This is a genomic window from Bradyrhizobium sp. (genome assembly GCF_052389815.1).
In the GTDB taxonomy this organism is placed as follows: Bacteria; Pseudomonadota; Alphaproteobacteria; order Rhizobiales; family Xanthobacteraceae; genus Bradyrhizobium.
In genome coordinates this window covers 146,111-162,555 of record NZ_JBQTHN010000016.1, presented here as the reverse complement: position 1 = coordinate 162,555, position 16,445 = coordinate 146,111, and the positions used below count along the sequence as shown (strand labels likewise).

The following is a 16,445-nucleotide window of genomic DNA, read 5'->3' as shown; positions in this document are numbered from 1 at the left end:
CTTCGAAGATTGAACTGATTTGTTTGGGCTCGTGAGATTCGCCTCAGCGCGACTTCCGCTTCACTCGGCAATCCTCATGTCAACGACATTAACGTGTTGGAGGCGATCGCCCTCTAGGCACTCGGCAATCGATGACAGGAAAGTCTCGTGATGCTCCTCCACGAGGCCGGGCTTCCTGTCACCAGCAGTGCTTAGCTTGTCTTCGAGCTTTCGATCCACAATTACGTATCTGACACAAAGATCCGGCGGGACCATCGAGGCGTTGCGTACTCGATCGTCCTTGCGGAGATGACTGGCATCAAGGATTGCATGAGATCCAGCGCGCATAAGAGACGCAACCTGCGCTCTCGCTGTTCTGAAGACAGGCCCTTGACTGCCCGCAACGGACAAGCTGCCATACATCTGAATTCTAAGGCTGTCCGTTGATACGACAGGAATATCTTGGGTCATTGCCCAAGTCGACTTTCCGCCGGCGGCGGGGCCAACCATCATGGAAAGGCACTGTCCAGACCGCGGCCAGTCCCATCCTGGTACCAGCGCAGTCAGATTATCCGCAACTCTGTCCCAGCGTTCGGATAGCTGATGGAGGTTGGCCGCGTTGATCACCCGTGCGTGCGCCAAGTAGTCTCGCGAGCGCTTGAAATCCTCGATCAACCCCTTTTCTTCGCTGGTCATTATATTGCTCAACAGCTTGTTGAGCTCGTACCACTCAAATCTCCAAGGAGTGGTGTACGAGAATATGCGGTCGTGAACTTGCTTCTGGTACGGCTTCGAGGGGTTGGCGTGTCGCTCCAACTCGTCCAGGTATTTGGCAATGAGGCCCCTTCGAGCAGCATCGAAAATTGGAAGGAGGACTCGCGATTGAGCGGCCCAAATGCGACGTTCAATTTCGGCATCGAATCCGTGAGCGAGCGCGGCTGCGGCGTGTGGAACGGGAATGTCATCCCAGATATCGACGAGACCGTTCTCCCAACATGGAAACGGCCAGGGGCGGCTACCGGCCAAGACATGAAGATTGGCTAATGGCGATAGCTGGGTCTCTGTATCCCAGCGAACAGCCTGTTCGAGAATGTCACGTGACCAGGCGGCGGTCTCGATGACCGTTGTTATTGCCAGCCTTTCCGCGATGCCCGAGCCGATCCGGATTCCGGCAGCCGCTATCCAGGCGTTGCTATCGATGGACGAAACCATTCCAATGCTTTTGCGGGTTCGCAGCCTGCCTGACAGCTGCGCCGCGCTCGCTTGGGCCAGTCCTGTAGGCTTGATGACGACAAGGAACGGGCCGGCCGAACCACCTTGCCGGCGTCTCTCCTCAGTTACTGCTCGCAAGAGATAGCCCCACTGGGAAACCACTTCGCGATTGATCCCATCCACGCAAAAGGCCTTATCGACCAACGCGGGATCGTTCAGAAAATCACTGACCGTCCCAATCGATGCTCCGCTGATCCCGGTAGACAGGGCCAGTTCGTGCACAATTGATTGGTTCGCACCAATGTGAGATCCGTCGAACCGCACCATATCAAGCGCCAAATCATCAGCGACCCGGCGGCTTATCGCATCCATCAAGCCATCTGGCAGAGGTCTTGGGCATTCGACGATCGAGACCCCCGAGCTTATCAAATCTGAGAGGACTCGCCCGACGAAGGCGGAAGGGCCGGGGAGACTCCACCACTGCGCGCCGTCCTTCATTGCTGAAGATCCGCGCTTAGAATTTCACGCGCCAAGACATTCATGTCGACGAGCTCTCGTTTCGGATCGGCAGGGTCTGGTTTAATCGAAAGAATGCCGACCAGAGCTCCAAATCGGAGGATCGCCTTCACTTCGGCTTCTTCGATATCCCGGAGAACATCTGCAATATCGAGCGTCGAACTGTCGTCAGGGCACCAGTTTGCCAACGTATTGAATGCAGCGAGCATTTCAGTTGGAATTCCAAAACGTTCGGCACCCGCGGTTCCCCTGAGGCCGTCGAAGATGCCGGCTCCCACATGTTCAATTTGGCTAGAAGATCCAGACGCAGCAAAAAGGTTCTGACACGGATCGTTCCAACCACCGGTCAAGCGGAGAACGCTATCGACCAGCGGAGATTTCAGGGCGTTGATGGCATCCAGGCGGGAAGCGACGTAGGAACGTGCCCAAGGTCGCAATGGTCGAATTGCCGTTCGGGGAAGTCCCTTCGTACCCAATGGGTAGCCACGCGACCACGCAAGCGCATGCTTCGAAGCTCCTATGAAGACCGGTCGAACCAGTCCCTTCGCGACGTTTGGTTGCTTCGAAGCTTCTGCGACCCATTCGGGAGTCCATTCGGTCTGGCTCGTAACTACCAGTACCTTCATGACCCCAGCTTTTTTGGTCGAACGGACCTCCGAAATGAAATCCGCTCGATCGCGCCACCCGCGGACTTCCAGCTGAACCTTGCGTTGGTTCATCCCGAGCGCTGTGTGCGAAGTCTCCAGAGCGTCGTGGACGTGATCAATGTTTGAGATCGGCGCGCCGAATATCACGAACGATTGCCCCACGCTGGGATCGGGAGACATTATCTCCGCTTCTTGCCCGTCCGTGAGAGGTGAAACCTTCTCAATCGGCGTCCTCTTTCCGACATTTATTTTTCGCCGTGTGTTCTTGGGGTCGAACTGGGTTTCGGGCTGCTTGCCCTTGAAGCGGTAGATGCGGGCGAGCAGCTCCTCCTCGTCAGTCACCATCAGGTCAAGCAACATCCTCGACCTCAGCGTCCAACGACCCGAAGGAAAACGACGAAGAATGCCAAAACCTTCCATTTCGTCGAGAAGATATTCGACTTCAGCGGGATCACTTCCTTTTGGAAATGCCTCGGGCCAATACCGCCCGGCTCGTTCCGTGACCTCGCTGGCGGTCAACCCGTCTCCGTCCATACCCTCTACAGCGTCGATGAGAGCGCGCTCGGCGATGATGTACGTGAGAAGCTCATACCTCTGTTCGATGTGGGTAATGGTCTTGTCGAAACTCTCGTAAAGAGCCTTCCTGATTTGGCTGTTGGCGACGGCGCTATCGACCATCTTGCCATCGATGACCTTTATGATCTTGGAGTTTCGTACCGTCTGTTCTTCGATGATCTGGAGCAGTCCCTGGCAAAAAACCTGAATAAGGACGGGATAATAGTTCGTGTAGCTCAAAATGCGCCACACGTCCTCTCTATTGGCAAATTCGTAGCCGAGTGCGGCCATCGGTCCGCGGACAAGAATCTCCGCGTCCCCGACATCGCCCTCGACGAGGGGGCCAATTCGCACGGGGTCATTGGAAATTTGTGCCAGAGGCGAATTTTCCGACCGCGTAATCCTCGACACGTTGTGGAGGCCGGCAAGAACAAACTTAAATCTCTGGTTCGTCTCGGCCATCAAAGCGAGTAGCCGAAGCACGTGGTGGTGATTTATTCTCGCTTGTTCCTTGATGAAGTTGTCAGCCTCGTCGAGAAGTAGGAGGATGCGGCGCCGCTCATCTCCCTTAAGGTAAGCTTTGACGCCCTGATCGAACTCCTCGGAAGTAGCTGCAGGTTGAGCAAATGCCTCCTTGAGCGCACCGGAGGCACGTTCCCAAAGAGCCGCCGAAGAAGAATCGACCAGATCGACATACGCGAACAAACCATGTTCCGGTCTATTGCGAGAGATATGGCGAAGCAATGCGGTCTTGCCCAGCCGCCGTCCCCCGTACACGATGTACGATCCGTGCGGATTGACAATGTTTGCCGTTTCCCGGGCGCGACCCTTAAACATTTCGCGCGGAACATGGGAACGCCCGTAATCCTGGTAGGGTGTGGCGGTCGTAAATGCCTGCGCGATCTCAAACATGGCCAAGGGCCGTCGCTCCCGAGCGGACAGCATCGTGAGCAACAGAAGTTCGTCCACGACCAGCACTTTCCTGCGCCGCTTGATACATTCGAGTTTCAGCTGATTACGGCGGTCGAGGGAGAGTGATCCGAACACGAGCACCAGCACCCCGCGCGGTTCGGCCCCCTCAGTCCGCGCCAAAATCTCGGCATTCGTGATGGTTCCGGGAGCTGCGACGATACGCCAGCCAGCGTTAGTAGAGCTTCCAAAATCTGGCAGCATCAGCGAATTCGCATCAAACGGTAGTTCCATTTTCGCGTCGATCGCAAAGATTCCGCGCCGCTCCTGACTTTCTCCGGAATTCAGCTCAACGACATTCGTGTCGTATGCCACTTGCGTTAGAAGATGAGCCAGCCGAGGACCGATATGCGTAAGACCGCCCGCATTGGCCTTCATCGAGCGCTTGAAATCGAACCATTGACGGAAGACGGATTCGATCTCCTCACGCCGCTCTTCGTCGAGCACGGAAAAGTCGAATGCACCGATTTTCTCGCCTTGCGCCACGGCGTGGCTGGCGCTCACCAAATCGATATTTGGTGTTTCCCCGAGGATCTTCAAAAACCGATGTAATCCTTCGTTCACAACCGCGCCGGCCAGTCCCGGGCGGCGCTGATCTTCGGCCCCGAACATCGGAATCCAGTCGGCCAACGTCGTAAGGTCGTCCGCCGCAAGGAGACGCTCCAGCTCGCGTCGCTCCTCAACCGAGATCTTGTTGCCGTCGGCTAGTGCCGCTATGTCGCGCGCGAAAGCCTGTTTTGCTTCGTCAAGCAGCCGACGCGCCTTGTTTTCGATGGCCGTTAGGCGATTGCCAGCGGCGTTGACGTCCACGATCCGGGTGCCCTCGATTTCTTCTGGCAAAAAGTCGACCGTTATGCTCGGACGCTCGCTATCGATAGTCACCGTATCGAGGCTTAGGGATAGCTGCGACGATCCTTCCAAGCCACCGAGCGCCATTCGGCGTACCTTCGTGACAAGGCTGGAGACATGGTCACGTCTCGATCGTAGCTGTCCCTTGCGGGTCGCTTCGGCCGACTCCAGCCGAGCTTCCTCATCTGCAATGCGTCCTTTGTCCCAGCCGAATTTCGGAGCGAACTCCAACAGCATTCTGGCTGGCACGAATGCGTCTTCGGCCCGACGTGCCTCAATCGCGGCTCGTAGAGCTTCTGCCGAATCGCCAGCGAAGCGGGGTACCGGCATCGTCATAATCGCTTCGAGGAGCCGTGATGCCTCATTTGGCGACGGAGTCCAGGCGCTCGCCCAGGTCATTCCGGGTAGCCATAGAAGCGGAACGTGCAAAGCGAGGCCGATTGATCCCCGATCTGTTTCGAAATGTGACTTTCCTTCGGCCAAGTCGGAAATCTGCCGCAGTACTTTCCTCGCGTAGCGATTGGCTGCGTCGATTAAGTCGCTTCCGGAAGAGGCAGATGTATCGGCCTCAAATTTTTTAATGCCGGCGATAAGGGCGTCTGCAAGCTTCCTAACCAATCCAATACGGCTACTGTTGGTCCGGGCTTCCTCGGCCGCCTCGGCTGCAGCCGAGTAATCCGCACAAAGGGAGGCGAGATCCGACACGAGGGCAATCAAGCGCTCACGTGCGGCGCCGTCGATCAGCTGATTATGGTTGGCCAGGTCGGGCGCGTTCTTGAGCATCTCGTGGATCGCGTCGCGGCTCGCGTACTCAGCGGCAAATTCACGGGCTGCGTGAGCGCCTCGCGGCCCGGATATTTTTGCGGCCAGCGCGCCGACTGGTCCTTCCAGCGATACGAGCCAGTGCTTAACCCGTTGGCCGAGCACAAATCGAAATTTTGCCGCTTGTACGGCCGCGATTTGGCGCTTGATGTCGAGCAAGACATCATTGAGGTACGAGAGGCCGGCGTTGGCGACGACTGCCATGCGCAGGTTCGACGGATGCAGCGGGAATCCCTGCTTACGGTTCTCGCGAAGTGTGTCCACGATGAAGAAAAATGGCGAACAGCTTCCCGTTACCTTGATGCTGTCAATGATTGCGAAGGCGGAACCTCCATCCGACGCGTGAAGCAGAGCGATGGGAATTGCAGCCGAGAGGAGTGCGATGCGGCGTGCGCTATTGCGTTCGCTGCTATCGTCCTCCCGCAAGACCTGCGCCAAGGTCGCACACGCGTGCAGGGATTCGCGATAGACCTCTGTTTCGTAACGTGACGGATTCGCGAGGCGCTCGCCCATCGCAATCAGCCGAAGTTCGTCGACGGTGTAAGGAAGGAGGGGCGCGTCACCAAGCACCTTGGCGCCAGCTCTCGCAAGATGGTAGGCAAGCCCGAATTCGTGGCACGTGAACAGTTCGTCAGCCTTCCGCTCGATTTGAGTTTGCAGCGGATCGATCTCAGGTTCAGGGGCCTTTTCGATCAGAGCTTCTGCTGACGGAAGAGGCGATAAAACAAGGTCACCCTCCGCGGGTTCAAACTCGGTTGCGTAGACTTCGTCACCAATGTCGATGGGTGATCGGATCTCAGAAGTATGAGTTGTTTGTTGATCGGCGGCCGCGGGGACTATTGGCGATGACGGCGAAGGCAGTGGCCGGTTCGGCAAGGTGGTGACGTCGCGCTCAGATAGACCGCGCAACGCCATTTCGATGTCGTTCAGAGCCGTTCTGCCTGTTTCGACCACGCGGCCAAGAAGGTCCGGGGCGACCTTCAGGAACTCCGCATAAGAGAGATCCTTGTTTGCTGCATCGAGGCGCTCCTGGGCCCGCGTTGTATCGAGGGCCGATGCTTCGGCCCGCGTCACACCCTCCTCCGAGGCCAGGAGGCGATCCTTCGACATAAGGGGAGGTGCCGCGTCAGCGGCGGCTTCGAGCGTGGTGACGTTATCTAGTATTTCACCTTCCATGCTACCGGCGCGCGCGAGCACCGATTTTACCTCATTTAGGGCAGTTCTTAGGCGCTCGATCAGTTCGGCAGTCGGTAATGAAATCGGCTTGGCGGCCTCGAAGGCGTCTATGTCGTTCTTTAGCTCGGCAACAAGCTGTTCGAGCTCGACTCTAACGCTGTCATTCGGGTCCAGATCGCAATTCTGCTTCGCGAGACTTTCGATCGACCCCAGCCGAGCTTTCCAGCGTGCGGTGGCGACGGATAAGGCGACCTCAGTTGCCAAGAGTGCAGGTTCTTGGGAGCGAACAGGATCGATAGCCTGTTCTCCTGACGAGATTGTTGGTGGAGGGCTGCCCGCATCTTCGCTGGGGCGTTGTTCAACGCCATCGCCGATGACTTGAGCATCCTTCAGTTCATCGTTCGGAGCCGCTGCGATGTCAGGCTCGTCCGTATTGTTAGCGTAGCGCTTCCATAGCTCCCCGAAAAGGGAGTGATCGCAGGCAAGAAACTTCTCAATGTAGTCGGCAATTTCGGGATCATGGGTTGCGAGCTTCGCCATGGCTGGCGTCTTTTGATTGTACAAGCCCCAGTGCAAAATCGCGATAGCGCGAGTGACATCGTGCTTTCCGGCTTCGGCAAGCTGGACGACCTGCGCATGGCGTCGTTCGAGGTCGTCTGCCATCGTCGTTGTCAGGCCAGCCTCGCGTCGTGCGGCGATGTAAAGTTGATGGAGCCGGCGTTGCCATGTGGGCATCTTTTCGAAAAGGCCGCTGAGAACGAAGCGAAGTCCGAAGGGATATTTAGCAATCTCCGGCAATAGCCGATAGAATTCTTCTACGTCCGGCTTTTCCTGCGGCCAAGGGAAGCCAACTACAGGGCGTACGTTGCGAGCGTATTTAGAATGGAAGATGCGAAGATGACTTCGGGAAACGATGATGTATTTCTTGAACCACTCCGTTGTTGCAAAATTTGGTAACGCAAGAATGGGGCGCCTGAGCTGGTCGTGATCCTTGATCTGGCCGATTTCGATCGGCTTGCCGGATTTGCCCTTGTCCAGGCTCGATTGCGGAGTGGCGGATGATAGGAGCGAATTCAATGGGAGAGTCTCCCTGGCAGAAGGTTGAAATTTTACGAGTGAAGTGCCGCTGAGCAGGGCGTTCCGGAGCTGACCAAAAGTTGCGCCTAATGCGTCCGTCTGCTCATCCGGCGTATCGCTATCGTCTGAAATGGGGTCTTCTGCGCTGGAAGGCGTAGGCTCATCGAGCTCTTCCTCCATGCTGTGCCGCGCAATGTAGTCGGCAATCTTGGACCTAAATGACAGCGGGGCCGGCAATGAGGTAGCCATCGCGCTGTGCGCGTACCCGTGTCGCATGCAGGCGATCAAACTCGCGACCTTGTCTGGGTCGGAGCCTGGCGAGACATTAGCGACAGTGATGTTGATGGACTCGGGCAAGGATGATTCCTCGTCCGATGGGGCATGACGTATCTGCCGATACAGCATACGGCCCTTGCGTTCAGGTTCCTTCTTGACTCGACGATATCCCGGAAGCTCGCGATAGACGCTGGTGCCTCTGACAACTTTCCGGGTGCGCTCCCAGGCGTGTGTTGCCACGTAGTCTCCTCCGACGTCGGAGCTAGCAACTTTGATAACGCACGCCGACATACTTGCATGGGAATCAACTAGGACTGCGCCAGATCCGTCTGCCGGCTTGTTCTCATGCGTCATGATGGTCAGAAGACGAGGCGAGCTTTGGGTCCTGATCCGAACAGTAGTAAGCTCCTTCCACGTCTTCTGATCCAGAATCTGCTCTTTGCCGAACTCGGGCAGGCCGGAGATCTTTGGATTGTTCAGCCACGGCCACAGTCCCATCGAGGCCGATCCGTCGAACAGGACCATCGGCCGCTCGCCGGCCGCTACCTGCTCCTTCACGGTATCGGAAACGAAGCGTTGGAATGTTTCAATTGCGGCCGTCCGATCAATTCCGAGGTCCGCGGCTCCCAGTTTGGCAACCTCGACGAGCGCGTCCCCGAACGGAAGCCACGACGTAGTGCCCTGGCTCGAGGCCAATCTCGCCACCGTCTTTCCGTCGCTCAGGTTGACCTTGGCCGCGAAGATCAGCGCGCCGCCATTCCCTCCGCGCCGTCGTCGAGCGGTCCGGACGATGGACACGCCAAGCAAAAAGTCGGGGCGACGGGCGGGATCTGGAAATGCCTCCTTGAGAGCATCTGAGGGAATTGGTGCAATTCCTGAGTGAGCGAACAGCAAGTCGTAAGTCGCCGCCTGGAGGCGCAGAAGATAGCCGTAGGCATCTCCCGGAGCGCGGGGTACGAGGTATTGGACATTGGCGCCGGCAAAACGTGCGAGCGCGTAGCGACCCGCTTCCTTGTTGACCACGTCTTCGTCGCGCGCCCAACCGGACGGGTCTGCATATTCCTTCGCGGCCTGCACGATCACCCTGGCGCGCGAATGCGCGGCGGCAATTGCCAAGCTCAATTCCCGCCAAGCCTCAACACGTTGTTCGAACTTGTCCGCGTATCGCTTTGGCCCGCCTGAGAAAAGGCCGTGCGTACCCGATGGGAGGCGATACTCGGCAACGACAATTTGGGGAAACAAGGTGGTCACCGCCGATTTGAAGAGGCGTCCCTCCTCCTCCGTCCGCGAGACGAACACGATGGTAGGCTGCTCCTCGCCGAACGTTCGCGAAAGCCGAGCGGCATTCGCGGCTCGGACTTTCGCCAGCAGTTCCCCCGCTTCGACGACCTTCTCAGCTGAGAGATCCTTGCCTCCGGGATCTCCGGTCAGTTGGCCAAAGAGACGCTCGATCTGTTCGTCATCGAGCGCGTTGAGGCGTACTTCTGACGCAACGTGATTGAGAAGCATCTCCGTTGTGAGTGCCGAGTGATATTCCTCCGGCCTTTTGAGCTTCTTCACTTCGGTGAAAGGTAGGGGCTCAAAACCGCAATCCGCGGTGATCTGGGCAACTTTCTCGAACAAGTCGAGTTGGTCGCCAGCGGTCACACCGCGCGGAATCTTAGTGCGCCCATATGCAGTTCGATAAGGGACGGACAGAAACTCACGTCGACCGGGGTCCGCCTGTGACACCGCTTGGGCAAGATCGGCCCCGAAATCGGTGCTGGACTTGAGCATAGCCGCAAGGAAAGCGGGCTCCTCAATGTCTTCGGTGGCCGGAAGACCCTTACTCAGGCGCATCTCATAGCCGACTGAAACAAGTGCTTCGCGAGACATCAATCGAAGCGTGATTCGGCTACTTCCGAAAAGCTGGTTTGGTGTTGGAAACTTGTTTGACCAGACTCGCTTCGAGGCACGGATGCGCACGACTGGCTTCCGGCTGTAGGGTGCCGTATCGATGAGGGCTGTGCACACCATCGAGAAGCATCCGCCCTCACGGGCGACAGGCCAAGTCTCGAATTCGACGCTATTGGAGCCTAGTGCCGATGATACAACACGATAGACCGGACCCAGGCCGTCGAACAGTTCACGGCCCGTGAGTGTTTCAACGAGAAGAGCGCGTGCCGCATTTTTTACCAGGGGAAATGAGCTCAACGCATCGAGATTCTTGGGATCTATAGACGTGCTCGAGCTGTCGCGAATTTCCAGCACGCGCTTATCGGCTGCAAGCTCTCGAATCCGGTCCACCTCACCAAGCGGAATGTCGATACGCTCCGCCCAGCGGTACAGTACATCGGTACTCCATTGGCCGACGGCACGGCCGGCCTGCAAAAGTACGTCGGATGGATCCTGCGCGCTCGTAATAAGGAACGATCGTGGCTCCTTACCGCTCCACGGTTCTCCGAGATCGGGACTGACGACAACCGCGCCAGATACGCGCGCTTCGAGCAGGGAGCGAAGGGTCGCGTAGGGCAGCGACCTTCCGGTTCGATCCTCTGACTGCGAGGCTCTTCGCTTGATCGCGGAGAGAAGTGAGATTGCGGCCTGCGTCCACTGAAGCGAGACAGTCGCGCCGTGTTGATCGGCATAGCCGTTCCATCGAAGGGCGCTTAACGACCGGGTTTGTCGGACTCTCCGTCGAATCCAAAATGGTGCTTCAATATTAGCGTCGCTCATATTGCAAGCTCATCGGGGAATATAATGCCCTTGCACCGCGTCAGCGGATCAAGGAATGGCCGGTAAAGAAGAGAATAGGTCTCGCGAGCAATTCGGTCAGGGTCTTCGAGACGACCGCGCAAGATGTCCCGCATGCAGACAAGCATGCTCGTATTCGGGGTGTCTGGCCTGCCGCGTACGGACGATGGGGCCCATGCTTCGTCGACGAAGATCGCTCGGGTCTTGCAACCGTTACGCATGGCGCGCCCGATCGTCTGTAGCACGTCGACCATGATGTCGGCAGTGAAGGGGACGATCAGATCACCCAGGCGACCCGCTTGAATAGGATATCGAAGCAAGCGTCGCATTAAGTCCAGCGACTGGCTTCTGTTTTCTCGCCATGAGGCGACCAGCTCCGTCAGTTGTGCAGAGGCCGGCAGAGATCGGCGATCAAAATCGAGCGCGTGTCGCCCGGCCAAGCCAGCCGTGAAGTCGAGACTGTCGACTGAGGGATGCGGTCGCATGAAGAATACGACGGTTCCAATCGCCGCATCACGCTTCCGCGGTCCATCGGGATAGACGATATTCACGCCTCGACCGATGGCGCGCATAGGAAATACGACCGCATCCCAGTCGTCGCGGGCGCCAAGCCGCTCGACCTGCGACGCGGTCACCCACTCTCCCGCTTCTGAGAAAGGAATATCTTCGATCTGGTCGACGACGCCGACAATTCGTCTTCCAACCGATCCGTGGTTTCGTCTTGCGTGATCCTTGATCAGCCGGACCTGTTCATATGAGTTCACGACAAGCGCGGTCCGGCGGCCAGCATCAAAATCGTGACGCATACGAGAGATCAGCGGATCGTCACCGCCCAGGTAGTGATCAACTATTGCGCGCATTCCGCGTTCACGATCTTCAAAGGCGCCGCTGAGCCGGATATTGCGTCGCGGATCGGCTGGATCGGGGACCGGCGCGAAGAGGTACTCGCTCCGGCGCCACGCGTCCGCCTCGTTTTCCCGTTTGAGGACGAAGTGCGGCCCTACTGGTATATGGTAGCTTGGACTCTCTTCGAGAAAGCTAGTTGCTGAAGCGAGAAGAACGGCGGGCCCTGCGATACCTTCGGGTTCGAGCAGCTTCGTGAGGTGATAGAGTAGCAGTCGTGGAACTGAAGCAAAGGAGACGTATTTCAACTTCAGCGTCCGGCCTTTGCGACCGTCCTGGAAATAAATCTTGATACCGGATAAGCGCCCAACCAAAGCTTCCGGCATGAAGCGGGCCATGTCCACGGAGACCCCGGAGCCGAAAATTCGACGGGAGTGGACGCCCTCGGCAATCATGGCCTGCTGCATCGGGATGAGCGTCAGGAACTGAAAGACGAGGGCCGTGACTTCCAGAAGGAACGAAAAGTATTCGCGGGCCGCTTCGTCGGGCACAGTTACGTCCGGTGGAAAGATTTTGAAGAATCCTTCCCTGACGCGTTGGCCAGCCTCTTCCCGAATCAGGACATTGGTCGCACCGAACCATCGCGTCATCGCGGAGAGAGTTTCTCGGATCGCTTCTTCCACCTCGGCTTGAGACAGGCCGGCGGCAACGGCAACTGTGTTGATGTCTATGCCGTCAAGTTCGACAATTTCGGGCCGCTCATCGTCGTCACGAATTGACACTTGCCCGCTTCGCTCGGCCATAACGCGCCGGACGGAGCCGTCCCAAAGGCCTCGAATGACATTGTAAATCTCGGTCGAGCGATTTCCGTCGGCAAGATACAATGCTGCGAGCACGGTGTTGCCCGTAACAAAGGTGTCTTGGAACCTATTGAGATGCGCGGTCCCCCTCCGGTCATCCAGCAAGTGAGTGACCAACGCGCGGTTCAGCTTGGAAAATTCCTGAGACGCATAAGTGTAGTTCTGCACAAGAGAATTGGCCGATTGGTTTTGACCCGATGCCACTGGCACCATCAGGTCCTTCAGCAGAGTTGCCTCGTAGGAATCCACGCTTCCTGTAAGGTCCAGTTCGGCCAGGGCGTGGCCATCCAACGCAGCTTGCGCTCCATCTGCCTCGTCGACGATCACGAGGTCACTAATTCGCGCGATCGTTTCAAAGAAGCGTATTTGCTCTGATGCAAAGTGCGGCGACATGCGGACGTCGGTAGAGATTACGTGGCCAATCCAGACGTTCCGACTCGGATTGGCCAATTCACGTGCCGATTTCTGCCGACCACAGACCGCTGACAGAGGGCAGAGCCGGTCGCCCTCTGCTTCGGTCTCGCTTCCATCTCGCTTCTGGCGCCGCTGTTGAATATCCGAGCACGGAGGGCTTAGGTGAGGAAAGCCCAGGCTTGGTTCGGGATTGGAAAGAAAGCCAGCCAACGCGCAGTTGACAGAGAGCAATTCGCTACCTGGAGCCGTTCTGCCCATCCCGCCCGTGTCATCGGAGGCTGCAATGCGTTCGGCTAGCTTGCGTGAGTGACGCCTCCTCGCGTCCGGCGACTGGCCAACAAGAAGCGCTGGGTTAACGCCATAGCGTTCGAGTTCGGCGACGTAGTTGAGGGAAGCCTCAATGGAGGGAAGAAGAAGTACGATATGTAGCCCGCTTCGGGACAGGGCCACGACGATCAAAAGGATTAGCGTTGACTTACCCGATCCCGGCAGGCCGATGAGATGCTTGACCTTGGAGATCTCGATGGTGTCGGTGGATGCGAGCGCTTCTTTCGAAGGCGAGAGAACCGAAAACAGCGGATTTCCAACGTCGTCGCGCAATCTCGCCTTGAAGTTACCCGGAATTCGTTCGGGCGCGCTCGCATCAATCGCGTCGAGCTCGTCTGCAATTCGCTCTAGCTCGGCGAGCGTGATTTTGATCGGACTCCGGTTCCGAGGCGTCAAGTCGAGGCGGGGAGCGCTTGCCAGCTTTCCCGCAAGAGCCGAAGTGTCTGCGACCAAGGATTCGTTCCCGCCCAGGAACTCACCGGGAATTTTGAACGGCCGATCAACGTCAGCGGTCGATTTTTGCCAGGTTCGATCGGGCAGCGGCACCGAAAGCGCGTTGATCATCGACACATACGCGGGATCGTTCTCCCGAACACGTAGACTGAAACTAAGACGGTCATCCAGCGTGATCGCAAACGGAGGCTCGACATAGTCGGGGCTCAGCCGGTTCTCTGCCTCCCATGTCGCCCAATCAGATATCGCTTCCCGCAACGTTGCGTCGGAGACGATCGAAATTCCCATCTGCCTGAGATTGAAGGCCGGCAATGAGAAACTTGTCAACGCCGGGTGATCGACTATCGATCGATATCCTGACAGAAGCGCCGGTGCACCGCGTAGCTCTCTTCTTCCGAGAAAATGGTGGAACGCGGCGCACACCCACTGGACGCGCAAGGCACGGTCGAAGGTTGCGGGGGATGATCTCATCTCGTCAGTGCCTCGATCGCGCCCGAAGCCGTCATGAATTCGACCGGCGTCTTTCCGCGGTAATTTGCTGTGAGATCGCGCAGATACCCACGATGGCTTCGGGTTCTGACATCAGGAATGGCGATAATACGTCTGTCGAATTGAGCGAGCCCCCCGATCGATCGCGAAAGACGCTCGGCGAGTGTCATTGGACAGAAGTAAGACTTTACGTCCACGCCCAACTCGTAGGTGATGCCGACGTCGACAGCGTCTTGCCCCGGATATAGCTTTACTTGCAATCCGCGGCGCTGCAACTCGTCGAATAGTCTAATCTCGGGCAGGCCTGGTCCAACCCAGCTAGTGAGCACGTCATTAGAAACGGTCCGCCATTCGGTGGGATCATCGATGACACGGCCAGCGCGAGGCGTGGGAGTCTCCTCGATGCAACCACGGACCCGGCACCGTCCAGACGGAAATCGGGCGATGTCTCTTGAAGGATACAAAAGCGATCCGCAGCCTTCGCAGGTGCGAGATTTTCCATCCGGAAAGATTGCCGACACGGGAACGGGCCGAAGCCAGGTACGATAGACGTCCCCGAACTTCGTCAGACCGCTTTCGAGAAAGAATTCGGCCAGCGATCGGTGATTATCAACGGGATTGCGGACGATGCGTTCGCGGACGAGCGTGTAAGCCTCGTCGGCTCTTCGTCCTTGTGCTCTGACGGCTTCTCTAAGTTTCCGATGATGGATTTCCTCGTAAGCGTCGCCTTCGCTCGAGATGGAGCCGATCTCAATGCAATCATCCGTTGGCAGGCCTGTCCCGACGTCGATCAGGATCGCTCGGCCGTAAACGAAGTTCTCACCAAGCCCGGGTATGCCCCAGTCCATCAGCGGCCGACAGGCAAGATCCATCAGGACGTGGACGTTTGCGCCAAAATCCTCGACCTGTTCGATGAGGCACTGACGGGAAAGTCGCTCCATGCCTGACCGAAGACTTTGCGGCATTTCATCCTGTCTGACGATCGCGCCTTCGGCCACGAGCCTCGCCATATCGACGAATCCTTTGGCGAGTAGCCTGGTCAACACGATGAGCTCATCATCTCGCACGGGCATTTCGTTCTTCTCCTGGAGATGGGCCATCCGCCTCGAAGCCAACGCGTTTCAGAGCTTCTCGAGCCTCCTTCCAGTTCAAAACGATGATGTGCTGATGTCGTGAGTCCTTCAACTTGGCGTCCTCTAGAAGGCCAAGCCGTTTGAGGACATAAAAAAGCATCGCATAACGGATCTTTAGTCTGAGGCGTCCATCTCGCATGCCATAGTCTTTGGAGACGATTTCTTGCTGACCAGGGGTCAAGGATGGATGCGGCCCGATTGCGACCTCGAAGGTGGTCTGCCAGAGAACGTCGTCCGTGGCGACCGCGCCGGATGGTCCGGGGAGCCGCGCATCAATGATGCGCGGGAGCAGAAAATCCTGAAACCCATTGTCGAGATGACAATAAGCTCGGGCGTGCCAACGAAAGCCGTCATATCCGAGTGCATGCGGCGTTATGCGACGCCAGATTGGCCCCGGACGAGACTTGTTCATGGACTGGTAGCGAACCTCGATCGATCCGCTATCCCGTATTGCGTCGAGCACTGAACGAAGTGCTACCGGAGAGACCTCGCGGCGAGGGGTTAGAGCAACGTCGATCGCAGGAGGCGTTCGGATCCAAGATTCGGATTGCTCGACAAAGCCATCGGCCAATAATCGCAAGCGAGACAAATACGTGTCGGAATCCGGCTTCAGGAAACGCGGCTTGAAAGCATTGCTTGCGACATATCGCTTCGCGCTCTTGTCGTAGAGTGCATTGCCCGGCGCGATCTCTTGATAAAGCGACAAATCTTTGGAGGCTTGCGGCATCGAAACCGCAAACATCTCCATGATGTCTGCCCGATTAGCCCCGCCCTCCCAGAACAGGCGAAATTCAATGAACTCGAGGCGTTTCTCGACGCCCCAATTCAAGTTCAGGCCTTCCCTAACTTCGGTCACGTTTCGAGCCTATATGGATACGAAGTAGACCCATCTACTTTATATGCTGATGACTTGTCAAGGATGCAACTAAAGGTTATACTCAGTTTTATTCGGACGAGCTGCCATCGAATGGTCCGCGGCACAATGCTATGGCGCGGACCCTCGCCCTCCTGCGCGAGGCGGCCTCGAGGCGGCTCAGACACAAAATTCGTAGTTCGGGCTGGACGGCGAGCTTCTCGAACGATCGAGAGGGCTGGCTGACCCGGGTTTTTGGCGG

At 57.4% G+C, this 16,445-nt stretch carries 5 protein-coding genes; all 5 read right to left on the bottom strand.

Annotated features, from left to right (window positions below; translation table 11 throughout):
* Window positions 1-60 precede the first annotated feature (60 nt).
* Genes ACT4OC_RS04510 through ACT4OC_RS04490 form a run of 5 tightly spaced genes read right to left on the bottom strand, consistent with a single transcriptional unit; the run spans window position 61 to window position 16,186 of the window.
* Window positions 61-1,689 (bottom strand): AAA family ATPase, encoded by a 1,629-nt coding sequence (locus tag ACT4OC_RS04510; RefSeq protein ID WP_211377795.1) that lies wholly within the window; start codon window positions 1,687-1,689, stop codon window positions 61-63.
* Complete coding sequence (locus ACT4OC_RS04505; protein WP_211377796.1) at window positions 1,686-10,793, bottom strand: RNaseH domain-containing protein; 9,108 nt, start codon at window positions 10,791-10,793, stop codon at window positions 1,686-1,688. The genes ACT4OC_RS04510 and ACT4OC_RS04505 overlap by 4 nt, the downstream gene beginning before the upstream one ends.
* Window positions 10,790-14,179 (bottom strand): hypothetical protein, encoded by a 3,390-nt coding sequence (locus tag ACT4OC_RS04500; RefSeq protein ID WP_444837757.1) that lies wholly within the window; start codon window positions 14,177-14,179, stop codon window positions 10,790-10,792. The genes ACT4OC_RS04505 and ACT4OC_RS04500 overlap by 4 nt, the downstream gene beginning before the upstream one ends.
* Window positions 14,176-15,297, bottom strand: a complete 1,122-nt coding sequence (locus tag ACT4OC_RS04495) for a restriction endonuclease-related protein (protein WP_211377798.1) — start codon at window positions 15,295-15,297, stop codon at window positions 14,176-14,178. The genes ACT4OC_RS04500 and ACT4OC_RS04495 overlap by 4 nt, the downstream gene beginning before the upstream one ends.
* Window positions 15,254-16,186: a WYL domain-containing protein gene (locus ACT4OC_RS04490; RefSeq protein WP_311970879.1), complete on the bottom strand. Its 933-nt coding sequence runs from the start codon at window positions 16,184-16,186 to the stop codon at window positions 15,254-15,256. The genes ACT4OC_RS04495 and ACT4OC_RS04490 overlap by 44 nt, the downstream gene beginning before the upstream one ends.
* Window positions 16,187-16,445 lie beyond the last annotated feature (259 nt).

Excerpts from the sequence above, each read along its gene's own strand:
- ACT4OC_RS04495 (WP_211377798.1), bottom strand. The coding sequence starts at position 15,297 with ATGGCCCATCTCCAGGAGAAGAACGAAATGCCCGTGCGAGATGATGAG.
- ACT4OC_RS04505 (WP_211377796.1), bottom strand. The coding sequence starts at position 10,793 with ATGAGCGACGCTAATATTGAAGCACCATTTTGGATTCGACGGAGAGTC.
- ACT4OC_RS04510 (WP_211377795.1), bottom strand. The coding sequence starts at position 1,689 with ATGAAGGACGGCGCGCAGTGGTGGAGTCTCCCCGGCCCTTCCGCCTTC.
- ACT4OC_RS04500 (WP_444837757.1), bottom strand. The coding sequence starts at position 14,179 with ATGAGATCATCCCCCGCAACCTTCGACCGTGCCTTGCGCGTCCAGTGG.